The sequence below is a fragment of the Kribbella sp. NPDC004875 genome, from assembly GCF_042873375.1.
GTDB lineage: Bacteria > Actinomycetota > Actinomycetes > Propionibacteriales > Kribbellaceae > Kribbella.
This window is the reverse complement of record NZ_JBIALI010000009.1, coordinates 90,580-113,078: the sequence shown is the minus strand read 5'-3', so window position 1 is coordinate 113,078 and position 22,499 is coordinate 90,580. Positions and strand designations below refer to the sequence as shown.

General features: G+C 68.8%; 24 protein-coding genes. 17 read left to right on the top strand and 7 right to left on the bottom strand.

The genetic code is table 11. The features are described 5' to 3' along the window. Positions 1-44 precede the first annotated feature (44 nt). From secD to ACFYRH_RS38425, 6 genes are all read left to right on the top strand, one after another. Positions 45-1,781, top strand: a complete 1,737-nt coding sequence (gene secD, locus ACFYRH_RS38450; RefSeq protein WP_387785323.1) for a protein translocase subunit SecD — start codon at positions 45-47, stop codon at positions 1,779-1,781. Then, the gene (gene secF / locus ACFYRH_RS38445) at positions 1,781-2,971 is read left to right on the top strand and encodes a protein translocase subunit SecF (protein WP_387785320.1); all 1,191 of its coding nucleotides are present in this window, start codon (positions 1,781-1,783) and stop codon (positions 2,969-2,971) included. The genes secD and secF overlap by 1 nt, the downstream gene beginning before the upstream one ends. Further along, positions 2,971-3,510, top strand: a complete 540-nt coding sequence (locus ACFYRH_RS38440; protein ID WP_387785557.1) for an adenine phosphoribosyltransferase — start codon at positions 2,971-2,973, stop codon at positions 3,508-3,510. The genes secF and ACFYRH_RS38440 overlap by 1 nt, the downstream gene beginning before the upstream one ends. Positions 3,511-3,666: 156 nt before the next feature. Further along, on the top strand, positions 3,667-6,030 hold the full coding sequence (locus ACFYRH_RS38435; protein ID WP_387785319.1) for a RelA/SpoT family protein: 2,364 nt from the start codon (positions 3,667-3,669) through the stop codon (positions 6,028-6,030). A 16-nt stretch (positions 6,031-6,046) separates the two neighbouring features. Beyond that, the gene (locus ACFYRH_RS38430; RefSeq protein WP_387785316.1) at positions 6,047-6,523 is read left to right on the top strand and encodes a hypothetical protein; all 477 of its coding nucleotides are present in this window, start codon (positions 6,047-6,049) and stop codon (positions 6,521-6,523) included. 259 nt (positions 6,524-6,782) lie between these two features. Next, positions 6,783-7,496, top strand: a complete 714-nt coding sequence (locus ACFYRH_RS38425; RefSeq protein WP_387785314.1) for a hypothetical protein — start codon at positions 6,783-6,785, stop codon at positions 7,494-7,496. A gap of 149 nt (positions 7,497-7,645) precedes the next feature. Here ACFYRH_RS38425 and ACFYRH_RS38420 read toward each other — a convergent pair whose 3' ends face one another. After that, complete coding sequence (locus tag ACFYRH_RS38420; protein WP_387785312.1) at positions 7,646-8,554, bottom strand: hypothetical protein; 909 nt, start codon at positions 8,552-8,554, stop codon at positions 7,646-7,648. Between the two features lie 178 nt (positions 8,555-8,732). On the opposite strand from ACFYRH_RS38420, the gene ACFYRH_RS38415 reads away from it, so the two are divergent. From ACFYRH_RS38415 to ACFYRH_RS38400, 4 genes are read left to right on the top strand one after another with little or no spacing between them, the layout of a single operon-like run. Beyond that, entirely contained in the window at positions 8,733-9,314 is a 582-nt protein-coding gene (locus ACFYRH_RS38415; RefSeq protein ID WP_387785308.1) for a papain-like cysteine protease family protein, read from the top strand. Between the two features lies 1 nt (position 9,315). Continuing rightward, the gene (locus ACFYRH_RS38410; protein WP_387785305.1) at positions 9,316-10,134 is read left to right on the top strand and encodes a hypothetical protein; all 819 of its coding nucleotides are present in this window, start codon (positions 9,316-9,318) and stop codon (positions 10,132-10,134) included. Positions 10,135-10,192: 58 nt separating this feature from the next. Continuing rightward, positions 10,193-10,642, top strand: a complete 450-nt coding sequence (locus tag ACFYRH_RS38405) for a DUF3592 domain-containing protein (protein ID WP_387785304.1) — start codon at positions 10,193-10,195, stop codon at positions 10,640-10,642. Positions 10,643-10,682: 40 nt separating this feature from the next. Next, the gene (locus tag ACFYRH_RS38400; protein WP_387785301.1) at positions 10,683-10,928 is read left to right on the top strand and encodes a GrpB family protein; all 246 of its coding nucleotides are present in this window, start codon (positions 10,683-10,685) and stop codon (positions 10,926-10,928) included. Between the two features lies 1 nt (position 10,929). On the opposite strand, the gene ACFYRH_RS38395 is transcribed toward ACFYRH_RS38400, so the two are convergent. Together ACFYRH_RS38395 and ACFYRH_RS38390 are read right to left on the bottom strand one after the other, a co-directional pair. After that, positions 10,930-11,787, bottom strand: coding sequence for a hypothetical protein (locus tag ACFYRH_RS38395; RefSeq protein WP_387785298.1), 858 nt, complete (start codon positions 11,785-11,787; stop codon positions 10,930-10,932). A gap of 52 nt (positions 11,788-11,839) precedes the next feature. Beyond that, a complete protein-coding gene (locus tag ACFYRH_RS38390; RefSeq protein ID WP_387785296.1) occupies positions 11,840-12,571 on the bottom strand; it encodes an SDR family oxidoreductase in 732 nt (243 codons plus the stop codon). A 90-nt stretch (positions 12,572-12,661) separates the two neighbouring features. Between ACFYRH_RS38390 and ACFYRH_RS38385 the strand changes: the two genes are divergently transcribed. Continuing rightward, the gene (locus ACFYRH_RS38385; RefSeq protein WP_387785294.1) at positions 12,662-13,234 is read left to right on the top strand and encodes a TetR/AcrR family transcriptional regulator; all 573 of its coding nucleotides are present in this window, start codon (positions 12,662-12,664) and stop codon (positions 13,232-13,234) included. On the opposite strand, the gene ACFYRH_RS38380 is transcribed toward ACFYRH_RS38385, so the two are convergent. Continuing rightward, entirely contained in the window at positions 13,227-14,507 is a 1,281-nt protein-coding gene (locus ACFYRH_RS38380; protein ID WP_387785291.1) for a DUF349 domain-containing protein, read from the bottom strand. The genes ACFYRH_RS38385 and ACFYRH_RS38380 overlap by 8 nt on opposite strands. 228 nt (positions 14,508-14,735) lie before the next feature. Between ACFYRH_RS38380 and ACFYRH_RS38375 the strand changes: the two genes are divergently transcribed. The 4 genes from ACFYRH_RS38375 (at position 14,736) to ACFYRH_RS38360 (ending at position 19,561) form a co-directional block, all read left to right on the top strand. Next, positions 14,736-15,425 (top strand): MBL fold metallo-hydrolase, encoded by a 690-nt coding sequence (locus ACFYRH_RS38375; RefSeq protein WP_387785288.1) that lies wholly within the window; start codon positions 14,736-14,738, stop codon positions 15,423-15,425. Continuing rightward, complete coding sequence (gene hisS / locus ACFYRH_RS38370; RefSeq protein WP_387785286.1) at positions 15,422-16,753, top strand: histidine--tRNA ligase; 1,332 nt, start codon at positions 15,422-15,424, stop codon at positions 16,751-16,753. Before ACFYRH_RS38375 ends, hisS begins: the two co-directional genes overlap by 4 nt. After that, positions 16,750-18,528, top strand: coding sequence for an aspartate--tRNA ligase (gene aspS, locus ACFYRH_RS38365; protein WP_387785285.1), 1,779 nt, complete (start codon positions 16,750-16,752; stop codon positions 18,526-18,528). Before hisS ends, aspS begins: the two co-directional genes overlap by 4 nt. Positions 18,529-18,631: 103 nt before the next feature. Next, a complete protein-coding gene (locus ACFYRH_RS38360; RefSeq protein ID WP_387785282.1) occupies positions 18,632-19,561 on the top strand; it encodes a glycoside hydrolase family 19 protein in 930 nt (309 codons plus the stop codon). Here the strand turns inward: ACFYRH_RS38360 and ACFYRH_RS38355 are convergent, their stop codons facing one another. Together ACFYRH_RS38355 and ACFYRH_RS38350 are read right to left on the bottom strand one after the other, a co-directional pair. Next, complete coding sequence (locus ACFYRH_RS38355; RefSeq protein WP_387785280.1) at positions 19,562-20,233, bottom strand: class I SAM-dependent methyltransferase; 672 nt, start codon at positions 20,231-20,233, stop codon at positions 19,562-19,564. A gap of 103 nt (positions 20,234-20,336) precedes the next feature. After that, entirely contained in the window at positions 20,337-20,879 is a 543-nt protein-coding gene (locus tag ACFYRH_RS38350) for a hypothetical protein (protein WP_387785278.1), read from the bottom strand. Positions 20,880-20,966: 87 nt separating this feature from the next. Here ACFYRH_RS38350 and ACFYRH_RS38345 point away from each other — a divergent pair, with 87 nt between their 5' ends. Together ACFYRH_RS38345 and ACFYRH_RS38340 are read left to right on the top strand one after the other, a co-directional pair. Next, entirely contained in the window at positions 20,967-21,806 is an 840-nt protein-coding gene (locus ACFYRH_RS38345) for a hypothetical protein (protein WP_387785276.1), read from the top strand. Then, positions 21,803-22,156 carry a GntR family transcriptional regulator gene (locus ACFYRH_RS38340; protein ID WP_387785275.1) on the top strand — a complete coding sequence of 118 codons (354 nt, stop codon included), beginning with the start codon at positions 21,803-21,805 and terminating at the stop codon, positions 22,154-22,156. The genes ACFYRH_RS38345 and ACFYRH_RS38340 overlap by 4 nt, the downstream gene beginning before the upstream one ends. Before the next feature lie 3 nt (positions 22,157-22,159). Here ACFYRH_RS38340 and ACFYRH_RS38335 read toward each other — a convergent pair whose 3' ends face one another. After that, a complete protein-coding gene (locus ACFYRH_RS38335; protein WP_387785272.1) occupies positions 22,160-22,483 on the bottom strand; it encodes a hypothetical protein in 324 nt (107 codons plus the stop codon). Between the last annotated feature and the right edge of the window lie 16 nt (positions 22,484-22,499).

Below are 22,499 nucleotides of genomic sequence, written 5' to 3'. Positions count from 1 at the left end.
AGTGACGGTACGGCGCGCCCAGAAGTACGAAGGTTGAATCTGACGTGGCAACGACTTCGACATCCCGCCCCGGGCGGAGCCTGATCGCCTTGGCGGTGGTCGTGGTCCTGCTGTTCGGGATCATGGCGCTGACCAAGACCTGGAAGCCCAAGCTCGGGCTGGACCTGCGGGGTGGCACCACCATCACGCTGACCGCCAGCACCATCGACGGCAGCGGCAAGGTCACCGCCGACCAGCTGAACGAGGCGAAGAACATCATCGGCCAGCGGGTCAACGGTGCCGGTGTCGCCGAGTCCGACATCACCACCTCCGGGGCGAACCACATCAACGTGGCCGTCCCGGGTGCCACGAAGGAATCCCTGGTGCAGCAGGTCGGTCAGACCGCGCTGCTGTACTTCCGGATCGTGTACGACGCCCAGGCGACGGCGCCGGCTCCCACGCCGACGCCTGCCCCGTCGTCGACACCGAAGCCCGGTACGACGCCGACGCCGAGCACGAAGGTGACGCCGAGCGCCACCGTCAAGCCGACGCCGTCGAACACGCCGAAGGGCCGGGCGTGGACCAGCGCGCTCGGGAAGGCCGCGACGCCGACCCCGACGCCGACCGCGAAGCCGAGCACCCCGGCGGCGACGCCGTCGACGCCGGCCACCACCAGCACCGACCCGCTGAAGTACACGCCGGACGCGGCCACCCAGACGGCGTTCGCGGCGTTCAAGTGCGGTGACAAGCAGGTCGACGACCCGAACAAGCCGATCTTCTCCTGCGACCGCAACGGCCAGTACAAGTACCTGCTCGGCCCGGCGATCATGAAGGGCACCGACCTGTCGGACGCCTCGGCCGGCATCCCGCAGAACGGCCTGCAGTGGCAGGTCAACCTGAAGTTCACCGGTGAGGGCGGCGACAAGTTCCTCAAGGCCACCACCGCGATCTCGCAGCGCGGTCAGGGCAACAACCTGTTCGCGATCGTCCTCGACGGCGAGACCATCTCGACCCCGAGCGTCGACAACCCGATCCCGGGTGGCCAGGCGCAGATCACCGGTACCTTCACCGAGGCCGAGGCCCGCGACCTGGCGAACGTCCTGAAGTACGGCGCCCTGCCGGTCAAGTTCGACATCTCCTCGGTCGAGACGGTGTCGCCGCAGCTCGGTGGCGACCAGTTGTCCGCCGGGATCTGGGCCGGTGTCGCCGGTCTGGCCCTGGTCGTCGTGTTCTGCTTCCTCTACTACCGCGGTCTCGGCATCGTCGTCGTGCTGTCGCTGCTGGCCGCCGGTGTGCTCACCGGGACGCTGGTGATCCTGCTCGGCAAGGCGATCGGCTTCACGCTGACGCTGGCCGGTATCGCGGGTCTGATCGTCGCGGTCGGTATCACCGCGGACTCGTTCATCATCTACTTCGAACGACTACGTGACGAAGTGCGTGAGGGCCGCAGTCTGCGGTCCTCGGTCGAGACCGGCTGGGCGCGGGCGAAGCACACGATCATCGCGGCCGACTCGATCTCGCTGCTCGCCGCGATCGTGCTGTACGTGCTGGCGATCGGCAGCGTCCGTGGCTTCGCGTTCACGCTCGGCCTGACCACGCTGATCGACCTGGTGGTCGTGTTCCTGTTCACCAAGCCGCTGGTCACGCTGCTGGCGCGGACCGACTTCTTCGGCCACGGCCACAAGCTGTCCGGCCTGGATCCGGAGCATCTGGGGGTCGAACGGTTGCCCGGGCAGACGAAACCGTCGGCCCGGCCGCGGAAGACGCCGTCGACGCGCAAGCCGCTGGGAGGGCAGGTCTGATGTCGAAGCTCGGACAGATCGGTGCCAAGCTGCACCGCGGTGAGGTCTCCTACGACTTCATCGGCCACAAGAAGTTCTGGTTCAGCCTCTCGCTCGCCCTGGTCGTCGTCTCGCTGATCGGCCTGTTCGCCCGCGGCCTGGCGCTCGGTATCGAGTTCAAGGGCGGCGTCGAGTACGAGGCGAAGGTCAAGGTCACCGACAGCACGGTCCAGGACTTCGGCGACGCGGTGAAGGCGACCAACGCCAAGGGTCTCGGCGACCCGGTCGTCACCACGATCAACAGCGACAAGGTCCGGGTCCAGACCAAGCCGCTCGACCAGACCGACATCGGCCGGGTCCGGGATGCGATCGCCAAGGAGGCCGGGGTCCCGGCCACGCAGGTGACCTCGCAGCAGATCGGCGCCTCCTGGGGCCGGCAGATCGCCGACAAGGCGATTCTGGCGCTGATCGTCTTCCTGGTCCTGGTGTTCGCGGTGATCTGGCTCTACTTCCGAGAAGCCAAGGCCTCCATGGCCGCCATCATCGCGCTGATCCACGACGTCACGATCACCGTCGGTGTGTACGCGATCGTCGGTTTCGACGTCACGCCCGCCACCGTGATCGGCGTACTGACGATCCTCGGGTACTCGCTGTACGACACGGTCGTGGTGTTCGACAAGGTGCGGGAGAACACCCGGGGCATCACCGGGTCCAACCGGTACAGCTACTCGGACGCGACCAACCTGGCTGTCAACCAGACCGTGGTCCGGTCGATCAACACCACGATCACCGCACTGCTCCCGGTCGGCGCGATCCTGGTCGTCGGCACCGTGGTGCTCGGGACCGGCCCGCTGAAGGACCTCTCGCTGGCCCTGTTCGTCGGTATCGCGGTCGGTGCGTACTCGTCGATCTTCATCGCGCCGGCGCTGCTCGCGACCTTCAAGGAGCGTGAGCCTGGGATGCAGGCGCTGAGCAAGCGGGTCGCGGCGAAGAAGGCCCAGGCCGCCGCCGCTGCGGCCGCTCCGGTCCCGGTCGCGTCGACGGCAGGCGCCGGAGCAGGGGCTGGGTCGCACTCCGCTGTCCAGGATCGGCCGCGGAAGGCGGACCGGGCGACCGGTTCGGCGCCGACGCCGTCGTCCCGGCCGATGAAGGCGACGGCTGCCGGGCGTCCGCAGCCGACACGCAAGCCGCGGTCGAAGCGCGGCAAGTGATGCGGTCGCTGGAGCAGGTCCTCACCGACGGCATCCGCGACATCCCGGACTACCCGCAAGCGGGGGTGGTGTTCAAGGACATCACCCCGCTGCTGGCGGACCACGGCGGCTTCGCCCAGGTGGTGGAGGCGCTGGCGGCGTTCGGGACGGATGACGACGGCAAGCCGGTGGTCGACAAGGTGGTCGGGATCGAGGCGCGCGGGTTCATCCTCGCCGCCCCGGTCGCGCTCGCGCTCGGTGCCGGGTTCGTGCCGGTGCGCAAGAAGGGCAAACTGCCGGGAGCCACGTACGAGGAGTCGTACGCGCTGGAGTACGGCGAGGCGACCATCGAGGTGCACCAGGACGCGTTCGTGCCAGGTGACCGGGTACTGGTCGTCGACGACGTACTCGCGACCGGCGGCACTGTCGAGGCCTGCCTGCGGCTGATCCGGCGCTGCGCGGCCGAGGTCGCCGGTACGGCGGTGCTGCTGGAGCTGTCGTTCCTGCCGGGGCGCAAGCGCCTCGAGGGCGAGGACGTAGCCTCGCTGCTGACCGTCTGAGTCCGATCCCGGTCGCGGTGCCGAATATCGTCGTACAGGCCGTGACCTTCGGGTGACCCGGCGTGTTGTCCACAGGGGGGTCTGCCTCGTTGGGCGCGGCCCTCTAGACTGGTGCTCTGGCGGCGGAGGGACACAAACGTGGGCGAAGACCCGGCGATGACATCTGCGGTACCGGACGCCGTACCGCAGGAGCCTCCGCGCGCGCCGTCACCGGTGCGGCCGGCTCCGGTGTCGCCGACGCCCGCGACCCAACCGCCGCGGATCGCGCCGGCCCGGGTCCGCGCCCGGCTCGCCCGCCTCGGCGGCACCCGGCATCCGAACCGGGCGCCGATGCTGGAGCCGCTGTTCCGGGTGGTCCGTGCGACCCACCCGAAGGCCGACCTCGGGATGATCGAGCGCGCCTACCGGACCGCTGAGCGGTACCACACGGGTCAGATGCGCAAGAGCGGCGACGCGTACATCACGCATCCGCTCGCGGTCGCGACCATCCTGGCCGAGCTTGGTATGACGGCGACCACGCTGTGTGCCGCGCTGCTCCACGACACCGTCGAGGACACGCCGTACACGGTGGACGAGCTGACCAAGGACTTCGGCGAAGAGATCGCGATGCTCGTCGACGGCGTCACCAAGCTCGACAAGGTGCGGTACGGCGAGTCCGCGCAGGCCGAGACCATCCGCAAGATGGTGGTCGCGATGTCGAAGGACATCCGGGTCCTGGTGATCAAGCTGTCCGACCGGCTGCACAACATGCGCACGCTCGGTTCGCTGCGCCAGGAGAAGCAGGAGCGGATCGCCCGCGAGACGCTGGAGATCTACGCCCCGCTGGCGCACCGGCTGGGTATGAACACGATCAAGTGGGAGCTCGAGGACCTGTCGTTCTCGACCCTGCACCCGAAGGTGTACGACGAGATCGTCCGGCTGGTCGCCGAGCGCGCCCCGTCCCGCGACGAGTACCTGGCGTCCGTGATCGACCAGGTCCACGAGGACCTGCGCGCCTCGAAGATCAAGGCGACGGTCACCGGCCGGCCGAAGCACTACTACTCGATCTACCAGAAGATGATCGTCCGCGGCCGCGAGTTCGGCGACATCTACGACCTGGTCGGCATCCGGGTCCTGGTCGAGTCGGTCCGCGACTGCTACGCGGCGCTCGGCATCCTGCACGCGCGCTGGAACCCGGTCCCGGGCCGGTTCAAGGACTACATCGCGATGCCGAAGTTCAACATGTACCAGTCGCTGCACACCACGGTGATCGGTCCGCAGGGCAAGCCGGTCGAGCTGCAGATCCGGTCGTTCGCCATGCACCGCCGCGCGGAGTACGGCATCGCCGCGCACTGGAAGTACAAGGAAGACCCGACCACCGCCGCGCCCGCCACGCCGAGCTCCGAGATCGGCGGACCCAATGACATGCCGTGGGTCCGGCAGTTGGTCGACTGGCAGCGGGAGACCTCCGACCCGTCGGAGTTCCTCGACTCGCTGCGGTTCGAGATCAACAACTCCGAGGTCTACGTCTTCACCCCGCGGGGTGACGTGATGTCGTTGCCGACCGGTTCGTCGCCGGTCGACTTCGCGTACGCGATCCACACCGAGGTCGGGCATCGCTGTATCGGTGCCCGGGTCAACGGTCGCCTGGTGCCACTGGAGAGCACGCTCGAGAACGGTGACGTCGTCGAGGTCTTCACCTCGAAGGCGCAGGGCGCCGGTCCGTCGCGGGACTGGCTGACCTTCGTCAAGAGCCCGCGCGCGCGGAACAAGATCAAGCACTGGTTCTCCAAGGAGCGCCGCGACGAGGCGATCGAGCACGGCAAGGACGCGATCGCGAAGCAGCTCCGCAAGGAGGGCCTGCCGCTGCAGCGCCTGCTGTCGCACGAGACCCTGACCGCGGTCGCCAACTCGCTGCGCTACCCGGACGTCACCGGCCTGTACGCCGCGGTCGGCGAGAGTCACGTCAGCGCGCAAGCCGTCGTACGGCGTCTCATCGAGACGTACGGCGGTGAGGAAGGCGCGGCTGAGGATCTCGCCGAGGGTCTGCGGCTGCCCGCGACACGCGAGCGCCGGAAGCGGACCGCGCGCGGCGACGCCGGCGTCATCGTCAAGGGCGCGACCGACGTGCTCTCGAAGCTGGCCCGGTGCTGTACGCCGGTTCCCGGTGACGAGATCATCGGCTGGATCACCCGCGGCGCCGGCGTCTCGGTGCACCGGGCGGACTGCGCCAACGTGGAGAACCTGAAGACCCAGCCGGAGCGCATCGTCGAGGTCGAGTGGGCGCCGACCGCCCAGTCCGTCTTCCTGGTCGCCATCCAGGTCGAGGCGCTGGACCGGGCCCGTCTGCTCTCGGACATCACCCGGGTGCTGTCGGATTACCACGTGAACATCCTGTCCGCGGCGCTGACCACGACGCGCGACCGGATCGCGAAGTCCCGGTTCACCTTCGAGATGGGCGATCCGACGCACCTCGGGCATGTGTTGAAGGCGGTCCGGTCGGTCGAGGGCGTGTTCGACGTCTACCGGGTGACGCAGTAGCTCCCGGTAGGACACAGTGGGTAGCAGCTTCGGTCGCGGTCGGGACGATCGCGACCGGCTGTACCTGTCGAACGGCGGGACGGACGTGTTCCTCGACGTGCTGGCGTTGGCGGCGTGTGAGCTGGCGCGATCCGGCTTCGAACGCAGTTTCGCGTTGCTGCTGTGCAATTCGCGGATCGGGATGGGCAACGACGACTTCGATCTCGACGAGCTGCCGTGGTCGGCGGAGTTCATCGCTGAGCGGGGGTTCCTGCTGCGGGTGATCGAGCTGGCGGCGAGTGGATTCCGGTGGGGGATGCTGTCGTACGACCCGCCGTACGCCGAGGCGCATCTGCGGCAGTACGGCGAAGTGGTGCGGGGGTACACGCCGCCGGGAGAGGCGGTCGAGGTGGCGCGGATGTGGGACGAGCATCCTGCGGAGAGCGCGTTCGAGCGGTGCGGGCGGCATGGTCTGTTCGTCGGGGATTACCGCGACTGCCGGTTGTGTGCTTGAGCGTTCGTTTGCCGTGGACGGGCAGACTGCGGGTATGAGTGGGTTCGGACGTCGGGGGCTGCTGATCGCGGGGGTAGGTGCGCTGGCCGGCTGCAGCGGGTCGACGGCCGGGGGAGCTACGTCGCCGAGTCCCACGCCGTCGAGCGCTCCGTCCTCGGCAGCACCTTCCTCGACGCCACCTTCCTCGACGCCACCTTCCTCCATGGCGCCGTCGCCGAGTGCGCCTTCGTCGGCGACGCCGTCGGTTGTGCTTCCGGCGGTGCAGCCGTGGGTGCCGGGCGCGAGTGAGATCGAGCCCGGGGCGAAGCGTGCGGCGGTCGCCGCTGTCGTGGACCTGCTGACACCGCGGGGCAGCCGGACGGCCGTCGACGTGATCGACGCGCAGTACGGCGGCATTCTGACCGATACCGCCAGCGTTCTGGTCCCGTGCCGCGTGTACACGATCTCCAACGGTCGTGTGGTCACCGGCGGCACCACCGTCGACGTACGCCTGAGCAAGTCGAACGGCAAGTGGCGCGTCACCTCCACCCACCCGGCACAACCCGGTCACCCCACCCGCCAACTGTCCGCGTCGGCCCGGCAAGTGCTGAGCAACGACCGCATCGCCCTACCGCCCGCTTCGGCCGCCGACATCCGCTCGGGTCAGGTCCACGACAGCGTCCTGGCCGCGATGCTCGAGTTGGCGAAGCCCTACCGCATCGGCATCAGCGTGATCCGCTCCGGCCATCCGCTCGACGTGTTCGGCACGAACCGGCCGAGCGACCACCCGCGCGGCCGCGCCTTCGACACCTGGCAGATCAACGGGCATCCGGTCGTCTCCCCGTCCACATCGCGCTCGCTGATCACGTCCTACATGCGCGCCGCCGAAGCCCTCGGCTCGTACAACGTCGGCGGCCCTTACCAACTCTCCGGTACGGCGTTCTTCTCCGACCGCACCCACCACGACCACGTCCACGCGGGCTTCACGGCCTAGGCCGTGTCTGGCAATTCCCCGCCTACTGCGCGGTACCTCGCTGCACGTGAGCAAAGGCCACGATGCTCCGCATCGAGACCTTCGCTCCCGCGCACCGAGGCACCGCGCCGAGCACCTGCTCGCTACGGCGCGGAATTGCCAGACACGGCCTAGTCCCACTCCCAGGCGATCCCGACCGTGCCGGGATCCGCGGACGGCTCGATCACGTGGACGCGGCTGTCGGGGGTGAGCATCAGCTCGCGGTGCGCCAGGTTGGGGCCGGCGGTGTGCCGGCGCCGGAACTCGCTGACGCGGACCGGCAACGCGGCCCGGTCGAACTGTACCTCGAGCACGTAGTGCATCCCGCCCCACTCGCTGAACCGTTGGTAGTCCGTCGACGGCAGTCCCGACAGGTCCTCGACCTCGTAGCGCACGACGGCGGTTTCACCCACCGCCAGCACCCTGTCGAGCAGCAACTCGCCGAGCATCGCGCCGACCTCGGGGGAGCGGGCCACCCGGCCGGCCCGGCAGCCGCTCAGCGCGCGCAGTGTGAGCAGCTCCGCGTCGCATCCCGGCTCGCCCTGGTGAGCGATGATCAACCGATCGACCGGCTGTACGGCGACCACGCTCTGGATCACCCGTCGGCGCTGTGCGCTCCGGTCCGCGCCGATGTGGATCTCTTCGAGCACGGTGACGTTGCGGAGCCTCCCATGGGCGTCGCGGCGGAGCCGATCGAGCAACCGGGTCAAAGCCTCCGCGTAGTCGACGACGGCGTACGGCTGTGGCGACGTACTCGGTTCGCTCCGCGCCGGTGGGATCCGGACGGTGAGCCAGCCCGGCGGCACCTGCAGCAGCTCTTCGAGCGCCGTGACGGTCGCGAGCGAGTCCTCCCGCGGAACCCGCCGGCCGCTCTGCCAGGTGCTGAGCGTCGCGACACCGACGTGCAGTCCACGGTCGGCGAGATGGGTCCGGATCCGGTTCAGCGCGAGCCCGCGGCGCGCGATCGCATGCCGGAGCGCCTCCGCGAACGGAGCCTCCGGCGCCACTGCCGGAACCGATTCCTCGACCGATTTGACCATCGCCCCACGCTCCTTTGGGGCAGTGTAAACATTCACAGCACCGTCTGACACCGCCTCGTCACCCGCTGTTCACGGCGATCGGTCGTTCACACCTCGCCGGCGGCTCGGATCCGGCTTCTTGCCGCGCAACGGCGGCGTCCCGACGATGGACTCCGCCCACCCCCTCGAAGGAGGACACATGCGCAGGCTCCGCCTCAGCCGCTCCTGGTCGTTGCTCCTGGCCACGATTCTCGGACTGGCCACCCTGATCCCGCTCGCGCCGGTCGCCTCGGCCGCGCCGGCCAGCTACTACCTGAACGTCACCGGTCAGGCCCAGCAGAAGACGAACTGGTGCTGGGCGGCGAGCGGTAACAGCATCGCCGCCTTCTACGGCCGCTCCTACTCGCAGAACCAGTTCTGCAACATGGCGTTCGGGTACAGCACGAACGCCACCTGCCCGAACAACCAGGCCACGCTCGCCAACGACCAGCGCGCGTTCAGCACGATCGGGATCAGCTCCGGCAGCTACATCTCGGGAACGCTCGGCTTCAGCACGCTGGTCAGCGAGATCGCCGCCGGCCGGCCGGTGATGACGCGGATCGGCTGGACCTCCGGCGGTGGTCACATGATGGACATCATCGGCTACGACTCGTCCGACTCGACGATCGAGTACTACGACCCCTGGCCGGACGACCAGCGCTACAACTACTCGACGTACACCTGGTACCGGTCCAACTCGCAGTTCACCTGGACCCACTCCCTGTACCGGATCGGAGCCTGACATGCGCCCCCCGAAGAACATCCTGCTCCGCTGCGCCGCCGTGCTCGCCGCCGGACTCGGTCTCGCCTTCGCCGCCGCCGGTCCCGCCGGTGCCGCGGGTCCGCAGCCGGTGGCGCCTGCCGAGTTGTCCAAGGCAACGACAGCCGCGCACTCGTCCGGCGCCCTGAGCCTGCTCGGCAAGGCCGGTGGTACGGCGAAATCGGCGGCCGGACCGTCGGTCGCGCAGGACACGCACCCGATCTACGCGCTCAACCCCGCCTTCGTCCGCGACAAGTCGGCGCCGGTGGCAACGTTCTGGTACGCCGCGACATCCGCGACGAGAGGTGGTCAGGCCCTGACCGTCTTCACCACGCCGGACGTTCACGGCGAGTGGCAGGCCGTGAACGTGGCCTCGGGCAACACCGAGGCCCGGATGGCTGCTGCCGCTCGCGGCGCCGTCGTGTTCACCGAACCTCAGATCGGCGCCTGGTACGCGCTGAGCGCCACGCAGGTCCGTCCGCTCAACGCCTCCGCCGACAAGTCGATCGGGACGAAGGCCATCTCCGTCGGCGCCTATCAGGAGCTCGTCTCGCACCGGTACTCCGACAAGCTGCCGGGCTCGCAGTACAACGAGCAGGGCATGGCCGGCGGGTACAACGACGGCGTACCGGCTGCTGGTGTCGCCGAAGCCCGGTACAACGAATCCGTGCCGACCGGCGCCACGCCCAAGGCCTGGTACAACGAGGCGATCCTCCCGGTCGGGGCAGCAGCCGGTGCGTTCGCCGGTCTCGCCCTCCTGCTGGTCATCGCGCGGCGCGTGCGGACGTCCGCCGCCCGATGACCCCGAGGGCCCGGCGGAGCAGGGCGTGCTGACCCGCCGGGCCCTCATCATGGTGCGCATGGCCGTAAACCGGACTGGACCACCCCTCGATCTCCGCCTGCTGCTCGCCGTGCTTGCTGTCGTGACGGTGGTCCTGGCCGGGCTGGTGGCGGCCGCGGTATGGCACGCCGTCGTACCGGCCGATGCGCCGACCACGAGCGGTCAGGTCGTGAAGGTCGACACCCCGAGCGGTAACAACGGGACCAACTGGATCGAGATCTCGTACACGCTCCCGGACGGTCGTCAGCTCAGCTCCCGCACCACGCAGTTCCGCGTCGAGGACGCCGCGGTGGGCCGGCCGGTCCAGATCCGCTACGCGCCTGACGACCCCAAGCGCATCGCAGTGGCAGGTGTCACCGAGAGCTGGACGAGCCGCTGGCTGTACGTCGTACTCGCGGCAATCGCCGAGCTGGCGATCCTGATCGCCGTACTCCGCCGTTGGCAGCGCGACCGCATGGTTGCCGGCTAACTCAAGTGCGGCACGCCCGCCGCTTTGGGAGCATGGCCGGATGCCCTTTCCGGATGAGATGGGTCGCGCCGTCGCAGTCGTCGAGTACAACCCCGAATGGCCGTCCGAGTTCGCCGACCTTGCCGACCGACTGCACGCGGCACTGGACGATCGAGCCCTCGCCATCGATCACATCGGCTCGACCTCGGTCCCCGACCTGGCCGACTACGGCCAGATCAAAGCCCCCGCCACCGACCTCCTCATGACCAACGCCGAACAGTGGGCCATCCGAACCAACTGGACATAGGTCACCAGCGGCGGGGGAGGCGGGGGTGTTGGCACAGGAAGGAGCCGATGGCTAGTTCCAGGGCCGGGTAGGAGCCCCAGAGGTCGGTGCGGCGGACCGAGATGATGTGCCAGCCGAGGGCTTCCAGTTCGGTACGGCGGGTCTCGTCCTTCAACTGTTGCTTCGTCGAGGAATGCCAGGCGTCGCTGTCGTATTCGAGGCCGAGACAGCGCCCGTCGATGGGGCGATCGGGGTAACCGAGGTCCAGGCGGTAGACGCGGTTGCCGCCTTCGACGCGTACTTGGAGGTCGGGGCGGGGGAAGCCGGCGTCGAAGAGCCGCAGCCGGAGCCACGATTCGCCGGGCGACTCCGCGCGACCGTCGGCGAGACGAACGATCTGCGCTGCCTGTGAGTTGCTGTCGGCTGCGAAGTACGCGGCTGATGCAGTCCTGAGATCGTCGATCCGCATGCCTTTGTGGAGGAGCGCGTCGATCGACGAGAGCGCGAACGGCCGCGGCAGATGTTTGGCGAGCTCAACTGCCGTGGCCTCCCGCGTGGTCACCTTCAAGCCGTCCACCTCCGTGGTCGGTCGCTCGAGGAACGTCCACAGCGCCTGAATCGGCTCCGCGCTCAGCGCGGTCGTGTCGATACCGTGCAACCACGCGGCAGCAGGGCCGCAGACCGTTGCCTCGGGAGGTACGACGAGACGCAACGCGGCCGCCCGCAGCTCAGGCGTGTCGGGCACGCGGACGTCGACGTACACGCCTTTCAGGACCGGGCGAATGTCGCCCTGGGCAAGGAGCCAGCGGAGTTTTCGGGGGACCTGGTGGGCGCGGAACGGGAGACCACAGAAGTAGTAGGGGAAGTCGGCTGGGAGCATCCGGACAGGATGACCGAAACGGCTGGTGAGTGCCGGAAGTTGTCCACAGGGCTCAGCCTTGGCGGGTGGGGCGGATGGTGATGTCGCCGATCTCGACGTCGTCCGGTTGCTCGATGGCGAACGCGATCGCCCGGGCGACCGCGTCAGGGCTGATGCCGAGCGCAGCCATCGCCTCCTGCGCCTGCGCACGCTGGACGGGATCCTCGACGTAATCCACGAGCTCGGTCCGCACATAACCAGGCGAGATCGAAGTGGTTCGCAGTACGCCGTCCGTCGACTCCTGCCGCAGCGCTTCGAGCAATGTCCGTACGGCGTTCTTCGTGCCGGCGTACACGGCCTGCGTCGGCACGATCTTCAGACCCGACGTCGACACCGTCGTGACGAGATGACCGCGCCCCTGCCGACGGAACACCGGGAGCGCCGCGGCGATGCCGTGCAGCACGCCCCGCAGGTTGACGTCGATCATCGCGTCCCAGTCGTCGACGTCCAGATCCGCGACCGGCGCGATCCGGGCGACGCCGGCGTTGCTCACCAGTACGTCGAGGCGACCGAAGCGATCCACGGCCAGCTCGACCAGCTGCTCGAGGTCCGCCCGCCTCGTGACGTCGACCTCCAGCAGCTCCGCGCGACCACCGTCCGCACGCACCTGGTCGACGATCGCTTCAAGCCGATCGGTACGCCGAGCGCCGAGTACTACGGCGGCTCCACGCTGCGCGAGTTCCCTCGCGGTGGCCGCGCCGATACCGCTGCTCGCTCCAGTGATGGCTACGACTTTGCCACTCATCCTGACCTCTCCGGCACTAACCTGACAGTTGTCCGTTTGCGTGCTCCACGGTACCGGACAGTTGTCCACTTTCCACCGGAGGGATGTGTCGTGGCTGCTCGTGAGCTCCGATCCGACGCCGTCGCCAATCGCCGCCGCATCGTCGATGCCGCCCGCGAAGAACTGAGCAAGTCCAACGGCGCGGCCGACGACCTGAAGCTGCACGGGGTCGCGAAGGCGGCCGGTGTGGGGCAGGGCACGCTCTATCGGCACTTCCCGACGCGTGAGCACCTGCTGGCGGAGGTGTACCGGTACGAACTCGGCCAGCTGGTCGACTCCGTGACACCGCTGTCGGCCGAATACCCGCCAGTGAAGGCGCTGACCAGCTGGCTACGGCGCCTCGTCGCCTACGCCCGGGTCAAACGCGGCGTGATGGCCGCGATCGAACTCTCTGCGTGGCAGGACCTCTACTCGGACCAGCACCACCGGCTGGACGAGGCGCTGGGCACGCTGCTGGACCGGGGCAAAGCCACCGGCGAGATCCGCGAGGAGGTCGACGCCGCTGACGTCATCCTCCTGCTCGGCGCGCTGTCCCGGATTCCGGAAGCCGAATGGGATCAGCGCGCCGACAAGCTCGTGACCGTCATCATCGACGGTCTCAGAACTCCACAGACAACTAGCTGAAGTCCGCGAGGGCGTTCTGGGCCTGGGTCAGCCACTCGCGCCGGGCCGCAATGGCCTCGCGGGCCTCCGTCGCCTTGCGGGTGTTGCCCTGCGACTCGAACTTCGCGGCCTGCTTCTCCAGGTCGGCGATCAGCGACTGCAGTTGCTTCACCGTCGCCTCGGCGCGGGCCCGGGCCTCCGGGTTGCTCCGGTTCCAGACCTCGTCCTCGGCGGCCTTCACGGCCTGCTCGACCGCTCGCAGCCGGCTGTCGATCGCGCGCATCGAGTCCCGCGGGACCTTGCCGATCTGGTCCCAGCGGTCCAGGTACTCGCGGAGCTGCTCGCGGGCCGTCCGCGCATCCTCGACCGGCAGGATGCTCTCGATCTCGACCAGCAGGGCCTCTTTCGCCTGCAGGTTCTCCACCTGCTCGGCGTTCTCCTCGGCCTGTACGGCGTCCCGCGCGCCGAAGAACTGGTCCTGCGCGGCGCGGAACCGGGCCCACAGCTTGTCGTCCAGCTCGCGCGGAGCCGGGCCGGCGGCCTTCCACTGCCGCATCAGGTCCCGGAAGCGTCCGGACGTCGGCCCCCACTCGGTCGAGTTGGCCAGCGTCTCCGCCTCCGCGGCCAAGCGCTCCTTCACCACTGCCGCCTCTTCACGCTTGGAGGACAGCTCGGCGAAGTGCTGCTTGCGATGCCGCGTGTACGTGGTCCGCGCGGAGGAGAACCGGTGCCACAGCTCGTCGTCGCTGGACTTGTCGAGCCGGGGGAGTGCCTTCCATTCGTCGAGCAGCTCGCGCAGCCGGGTGACGCCGTGCCGCCAGTCGGTGCCGGCGGCGATGGTCTCGGCCTCGGTGGCGATCTTGGTCTTGGCGGAGCGCGCCTCCTCGACCTTCGCGGCGCGCTCGGCCTTGCGCTTCTCGCGCTGCTGGGCGACGAGCGGGGTGAGCGCGTCGAGCCGGGCCATCAGCCCGTCGAGGTCGCCGACCGCCTGGGCCTCTTCGATCGAACCGGACACCTTCTTGACCGCGGCGCGGGCGTCGTCCGGGGACACCGTGCCGGCCTGGACCCGCTGTTCCAGCAGATCCACCTCGAACGCCAGCGCGTCGTACCGGCGGGTGTAGAAGGCGAGTGCCTCCTCTGGGTTCGCGTCCGGCCACTGGCCGACCGCCCGTTCACCGTCCTTCGTCCGTACGAAGACCGTTCCGTCCTCAGCTACCCGGCCCCAGTTCTCTCCGGCCACAACTCGCCCCTTCCGGCGGTATGCACTGCGCTCGTGCCCATTCTGGTCAGTCACCGGTCCAAACTGCGAACAGCGACGCCTGCAGGGCGCGTCGAGCTGCCTTCTCGACGCTCAGCCGTTCGTCCTCGCCGCCAGCAGGAAACGAGAATGAAAGGCTTATCCCTGAACAATCACAAACTCCCAGCTCAGGCGCAACGGGGTTGGATCACAATCCGGTTCGAACTCGCCGCTGCCCGACCGGTAGCCTTGGTGGGTCCCGAACCCGTTCCAGGAAGGTCTGTCGTGCTCATCGCCGGGTTCCCCGCGGGGTCGTGGGGTACGAACTGCTACGTCGTCGCCACCGGCCAGGGCGCGGAATGCCTCGTGATCGACCCGGGGATGGACGCCACGCCCGGTGTCGAGCAGGTGGTCCGGGAGAACAAGCTCAAACCTGTCGCCGTGCTGCTCACCCACGGTCACATCGACCACATGTTCTCGGTGCTCCCGGTCTGCGGCACGTACGACGCGACCGCCTGGATCCACCCGGACGACCGGCACCTGCTCGCCGACCCGATGGCCGGGATCAGCCCGGAGACGGCGCGGATGCTGCTCGGCGGCAACCACGAGTTCGCCGAGCCGGACGACGTCGCCGAACTGAAGGACGGACAGGCCCTGGAGCTCGCGGGACTGAGTTTCACCGTCGACCACACCCCCGGTCACACACAGGGGTCGGTCACGTTCACCACGCCGTACGACGGGCCGGAAGACGTGCCCGCGCTGCTGTTCTCCGGTGACGTGTTGTTCGCCGGGTCGATCGGCCGGACGGATCTGCCGGGCGGCGACCATCCGACCATGCTGCATACCTTGGCCACCAAGATCCTGCCGATGCGCGACGAGATCGTCGTCCTGCCGGGTCATGGTGGCCAGACCTCGATCGGCCGGGAGAAGGCGACCAACCCCTACTTGCAGGACCTGGAGATACCAAACCAATGAGCAAGGTGACCCCGCTGAGTGGGTTCCCCGAATTTCTGCCCAGTGACCGGATCGTCGAGCTGCAGTTCCTCGACACGATCCGGGAGACGTTCGAGCTGCACGGTTTCGCGTCGATCGAGACCCGCGCGGTCGAGCCGGTCGAGCGGCTGTCCAACCAGGGCGAGGACGCCGACAAGGAGATCTACGGCGTCCGCCGGCTCGCGGCCGGCGCCGACGAGGACGCGGCCCTCGGTCTGCACTTCGACCTGACCGTGCCGTTCGCCCGCTACGTCCTGGAGAACAGCGGCAAGCTGGTCTTCCCGTTCCGCCGCTACCAGATCCAGAAGGTCTGGCGCGGCGAACGCCCACAGGAAGGCCGCTACCGCGAATTCACCCAGGCCGACATCGACATCGTCGACGCCGGTGAGCTGCCGAACCACTACGAGGTCGAGCTCCCGCTGGTGATCGCGGACGCGCTGCGCAAGCTGCCGGTCCCGGAGTTCGTGGTCAAGGTGAACAACCGCAAGATCCCTGAGGGGTTCTACCGCGGCCTCGGCCTGGACGACGTGACCACGGTGCTGCGGATCGTCGACAAGATCGACAAGATCGGCCCGGAGAAGGTGACCGAGCGGCTGATCGAGGCCGGCGCCACCGACAAGCAGGCGCGGCTCGCGGTGCAGCTGGCCGACATCTCCAGCACGGACACGTCGTTCGCCGACCAGGTGCGCGCGCTAGGTGTCGAGCACCCGATCCTGGACGAGGGCCTCGAGCAGCTGACCCAGGTGATGGCCGCGGCCGCCGAACACGCCCCCGGTCTGCTGATGGCGGACCTGCGGATCGCCCGCGGCCTGGACTACTACACCGGCGCCGTCTACGAGATCTACCTGGTCGGTCAGGAGTCGTTCGGCTCCGTCGGCGGCGGCGGTCGGTACGACGCCCTCGCGTCGGACGGTAAGACGACGTACCCGGGGGTCGGGATCTCGATCGGCGTGTCCAGGCTGGTGCACCGCCTGGTGAGCCAGGGATTGCTCGCGGGATCCCGCCGTACCCCGACCGCTGTGCTCGTCGCGCTGAACGCCGAGGAGGACCGGGCGGACGCGATGCGGACGGCTGCCGAGCTGCGGGCGCGGGGGATCGCGGTCGAGGTGGCGCCGGCGGCGGCGAAGTTCGGGAAGCAGATCAAGTTCGCGGATCGGCGGGGGATCCCGTTCGTCTGGTTCAGCACCGAGAACGGCCCTGAGGTGAAGGACATCCGCAGCGGCGAGCAGGTGCCCGCCGACCCGGCCACCTGGACGCCGCCGGCCGGCGATCTACGTCCAAGTATCGAAACGCAAGAGGAGAACTCGTGATCCGTAACCGTTCCGCAGGTTCGCTGCGCGCTTCCGACGCCGGCGAGACCGTGATCCTGGCGGGCTGGGTGGCGCGGCGGCGCGATCACGGCGGCGTGGCGTTCATCGACCTGCGCGACTCGTCCGGCACCGTCCAGGTCGTGATCCGCGACGAGGACGCCGCGCACGGCCTGCGTTCGGAGTACTGCCTGAAGATTGTCGGCGAGGTCTCGCCGCGCCCGGAGGGCAACGCGAACCCGAACCTGCCGACCGGCGAGATCGAGGTGATCGCGACCGAGGTCGAGGTGCTGAACGAGGCCGCTCCGCTGCCGTTCCCGGTCGAGGAGCACCACGCGACGCCGGTGAACGAGGAGATCCGCCTCAAGTACCGCTACCTCGACCTGCGCCGCCAGGGCCCGGGTACGGCGCTGCGCCTGCGCAGCGAGGTCAACAAGGCCGCGCGCGAGGTGCTGTCGAAGCACGACTTCGTCGAGATCGAGACGCCGACGCTGACCCGGTCGACGCCCGAAGGCGCCCGCGACTTCCTGGTCCCGGCGCGACTGCAGCCGGGCAGCTGGTACGCGCTGCCGCAGTCGCCGCAGCTGTTCAAGCAGCTGCTGATGGTGGCCGGCATGGAGCGGTACTACCAGATCGCCCGCTGCTACCGCGACGAGGACTTCCGCGCCGACCGGCAGCCGGAGTTCACCCAGCTCGACATCGAGATGAGCTTCGTCGACCAGGACGACGTGATCGCGCTGTCCGAGGAGATCCTGACCGCGCTCTGGAAGCTCGTCGGGTACGACGTCCAGACGCCGATCCCGCGGATGACGTACGGCGAGGCGATGGCCCGCTTCGGCTCGGACAAGCCCGACCTGCGGATGGGCCTGGAGCTCGTCGAGTGCACGGACTACTTCAAGAACACCCCGTTCCGGGTCTTCCAGGCGCCGTACGTCGGTGCCGTGGTGATGCCGGGCGGCGCCGACCAGCCGCGCAAGCAGCTGGACGCGTGGCAGGACTGGGCGAAGCAGCGCGGCGCCAAGGGTCTCGCGTACGTCCTGGTCGGTCAGGACGGCGAGCTCGGTGGTCCGGTCGCGAAGAACCTGTCCGAGGAGGAGCGCGCGGGGATCGCCGACCACGTCGGCGCGAAGCCGGGTGACTGCATCTTCTTCGCCGCCGGTCCGGTGAAGTCGTCGCGGGCGCTGCTCGGTGCGGCCCGGCTGGAGATCGGCCGTCGCGGCGGTCTGATCGACGAGTCGGCCTGGTCGTTCGTGTGGGTCGTGGACGCGCCGCTGTTCGAGCCGGCCGACGAGGCGACCGCCGCCGGCGACGTCGCGGTCGGTTCCGGTGCGTGGACCGCCGTACACCACGCCTTCACGTCGCCGAAGCCGGACTCACTGGAGACGTTCGACACCGACCCGGGGTCGGCGCTGGCGTACGCGTACGACATCGTCTGCAACGGCAACGAGATCGGTGGTGGCTCGATCCGTATCCACCGCGAGGACGTGCAGAAGCGGGTCTTCAAGGTGATGGGCCTGACCGACGAGGAGGCTTCGGAGAAGTTCGGGTTCCTCCTGGAGGCGTTCAAGTTCGGCGCGCCGCCGCACGGCGGGATCGCGTTCGGCTGGGACCGGATCACCGCGCTGCTGGCCGGCACGGAGTCGATCCGCGACGTGATCGCGTTCCCGAAGTCCGGTGGCGGTTTCGACCCGCTGACCGCGGCGCCGGCGCCGATCACGCCCGAGCAGCGCAAGGAAGCCGGCGTCGACGCCAAGCCGGAGGCGAAGGACAAGCAGTAGGGGTTGAGCACCCTGGGATTTTGGAGGAAACTGGCGGCGTCGTGAAAGTGTTCGGTTAGCTTTTCACGACGACCGCCCCCTCCTACCGCCCCAGGAGTGCTCCATGCGTCGTTTCCTCCTAGCGTTTTTCGCCTGCCTCGGGATCACCTCGGGCGCACTGGTTGCCGCGTCACCGGCGTACGCGACCGTCTTCCAGACCTACGGCAGCGGTGTGAACGTCCGCGCCGACGCCTCGGTGTCGGCCGCCGTCGTCCGGACGCTGAGCGGCCCGACATCGATCGACGTCGACTGCCAGAAGCACGGCGACCGGGTCAGCAACGCCGACGGCACCAGCGAGTGGTGGGCCCACGTGCCCGCGCTCGGTGGTTACGTGACGGTCGTGTACGTCGCGATTCCGCAGGACAAGCTGCCTGGGGTCGCCGAATGCGGCGGCACCACCGAACCGCCGGCCGGTGACATCACGCTCGCAGACGTCCAGGCGATGTTCGGCTCCCGGATCGCGAACCCGTCGACCGTCGAGACCGGTCTGCCGTCGCTGAACCAGGCGATGCGGGACGGAGGAATCAACACGCCGTACCGGAAGGCCGCGTTCCTCGCGACGCTGGTGCACGAGTCGCGGCTGGAGTACAACATCCGCGAGATCGGCGACACCCGCCCGTACGGCGGCCGCGGGTACATCCAGCTCACCGGCGACTTCAACTACGGCCCGGCCGGTCAGTACTTCGGCATCGATCTGCTCGGGAACCCGGATCTCGCCCTGTCGCTGCAGTGGAGCGCGCCGATCGCCCGCTGGTACTGGACCGTTGCCCGCGACATCAATCCGTACGCCGACAACCTCGACATGGGCCGTGTCAACGCGGCGATCGGGTACCCGGCCGGCGCCGAGGACCAGCGGCGCTGCGACTCGTTCAAGAGCGCGCTGAACTACTTGAACGGCTCGGTTCCGGCCGGCGTGATCTGCACTCGACCGGCGGCACTGAAGGGTGACACCAGCAGGCTGACCCGTTCGCAGTTCGACGCGTTGGCGCGCTGATCACACCGGCTGCGCGCGGACCCACATCTTGTCCGGTGTGAGGTACTCCGTGCGCCGCAGGCCGGTCCTGGTCAGTTCGTCGGCGAGTTGGTCCTCGGAGAGGTTCCGGGTGACGATCCGCTGTGACCAGGTCCGGCCGCCGATCGTGTGCGTCAGCGTCGCTGCCTGGGTGCCGTCCGGGAAGTCCTCGACGTCCGAGACGACCATCTTCCGGTACTCGTTCTCCAGCTCGGCGGGAGCGAGCCGCGTGCCCGGAACCTCCTGCTGGAGCAGCACCGAACCGCCCGGACGGACGTGGTGCGCGCACGCCTTCAGCAACCGGAGGCGCTCCTCGTCGTCGGCGACGTTGATCAGGAACGACATCATCAGCACGACGTCGAACTGGCGGTCCAGCCGCAGTTCGCCGATCGTCGAGCAGATCGTCTCCGTCTCGGTGACGCGCGCGATCATCTCCGGGGACTCGTCGACCGCCACCACCTGATGCCCGCGGGCGAGCAGTGGTCGCGTGATCCGTCCCGTTCCGCAGCCGAGCTCGAGGATGCTGCTGCCCGGCTCGATCGCGGCGTCGATCAGTTCGTCGTCGCCGTGTGGCGGCGTGACCTCGTACAACTCGACCGCGCTGCCGTCCGGCGTGTGCGCCCCCGGCCCGGTACCACCCTGTCCGACTCTCATACCTTCGACTGTCGCGCCGGCCCCGCCGGCCCGCCAAACTTTCGGCTGCGACCGAAAGTATCCAGGCCGCTGGACGGGAGTAGGGGTTACGCCGCGGCGGACTTCACCTGACGTTCGACATCACGTCCGCCAGGCTGGTGGCGTACCGGATCAGGTCCTCGTCGGACGGGCCGGTCGGGGGACTCTCGACGACGGCGACGATGCTGCCCCGGGTGACGCCGCACTGCCTGGTCAGGAACCGGCCGAGGATCGACGAGCCGCAGTACCCGCCACCGATCTCGTCGACGTCGTAGTCGCCGATCACGTCCTTCACCCGGTCGGTCGATCCGAAGAGGCGCACATCGTGCTCCACCAGGTCGTCGCCCTTGCCGGTGCTGTAGCGCCCGCTGATCTCCCAGTCCCAGTCCGTCGACTTCAGCGGCGACACCGTCGGCACCTGGTTGCCCGCCAGGCTCAACTCGCCGGCCGCCGCGATCCACGCCGGCGGCGGTGGGACCTTCGGCACCCGGTGGGCGAACGGGCCGTCGTCGATCACGCCGATCCGGCTGAGCACGATCACTGCCAGCAGCACCAGGACCATCGGCCCGGCGATCAGCAGCAGCGTGATCCCTGCGCGCTGCTTCGACGGCGGCTGAATGTTCGACATGGGGATACCTTCCGGCAACGGAGGGTCACCGAAGGGCTTGACTCCTGCGCTTTGTGTCAATACATTTGGTACAAAGGCTGAGAGGAGATGGTTGGTGTGCTGGCCGCGATCTGGTTCGTGGGACTCGCCGTGATGCTGGTTGTGTTGTGGTGGCAGCGGGCAACGGCCGCGCAGCGGTCGGTCGACCGGCTGATCGAGCGTGGTGGGCTCCCGACGACGCCGCAGTTCGTCGCCGCCGCCCTCGAGTGGCACCGGCGGCGTCAGGAGTTGCTGCTGATCGGACTCGGGGTCGGCATCTTGGTGGCCGCTGTCGCGCAGTTCGTCGTCGGCGACGGCTGGAACGTGCAGGTGGTCACGTGGTCGGCCGCGCTAGCGGTCGCGGGTGGTGGGTTCGCAGCTCTCATGCACGCCTACCGGAACGTCCGCGCGGCGCGCCAGGAGGGTCGCCGTACGGCGTCCTTGCGGCAGCGTCGCCTGACGGACTACCTGAGCCCGATCGAGGTCGCGATCCACCTGGTGGCAGTGGTGTTCCCACTGGCGGGTATCGCGCTCGGCATCGTCGCCGGCGGCCGCGCATGGGTCCTGGTGCTGAGCGGAGCCGTCGCCGTGCTGCTGTGGGCGGGAGGCTTGGCGCTGCAGCAAATGACGCTGAAGGTGAACCACCAGGCGGCCGGTGAGGACGAGCTCCGCTGGCAGGAGGCCTTGCGCGGTACGGCGCTGCGCGACCTCGGCGCGGTCATGCTCAGCGTCTGCTGGCTCCTGGGCGCGTCCGTCCCGCAGTGGTTCGACTGGCCGAGCGACGTACCCCACGTCGTCGAGCCCTTGTCTCAGTACCTGTTCAGCGCTTCGCTGATCCTCGTGGCGATCTTGAGCTTCGTCGGTACAAACCGGCAGGTACTACAGCGGGTGCGGCGGGTCACCGGATGATCATCGCGGTCGACCCGGCCGGCGCGAAACCGCCGTACGAGCAGGTGAAGGACCAGATCGACGGGATGATCAGGGCCGGTGAGCTGGCGCAGGGGACGCGGCTGCCGACCGTTCGGCAGCTGGCCGGCGATCTGGGGCTGGCGGTGAACACGGTCGCCCGGGCCTACAAGGAGCTGGAGGCCGAGCGGTTGGTCGAGACGCGCGGGCGGAACGGCACGTTCGTCCTCGCGTCGCGGAGCCGGGTGGACGACGAGGAGTCCCGCGCGGCCGCGACCGTCTTCGCGCGGGCCGCGCATCGGGCCGGGCTGAGCCTTGCCGAGGCGACCGAGCTGCTGCACCGAGCGTGGTGAGGCTCAGAAGATGTAGAAGCCGGTGACCGCGGTCGGGAGGATTCCGACCAGCAGCCAGGGGGAGATCAGCCGGCGCTGGAAGATCGCCAGGATGCCGGCCGCCGTCAGGGCGCCGATCACGCCGGACATCAGCCACAGGCCGACGCCCCTGCCGAAGTCGTCCGCCGCGACGCCGATGCTGTAGACCGCGAGCGTGATCGCGGGGACGCTGCCGACGTGGAACAGGACGGCCGACGCGACCCAGCGCTGGACGGTCTCGATCTTCATCGGGCGCGGCGTCCGGCGGCGGATCATCCGGTGACCTTGCCGTGCCGGTGCTGCATCCATCGTTCCCTCCACATAT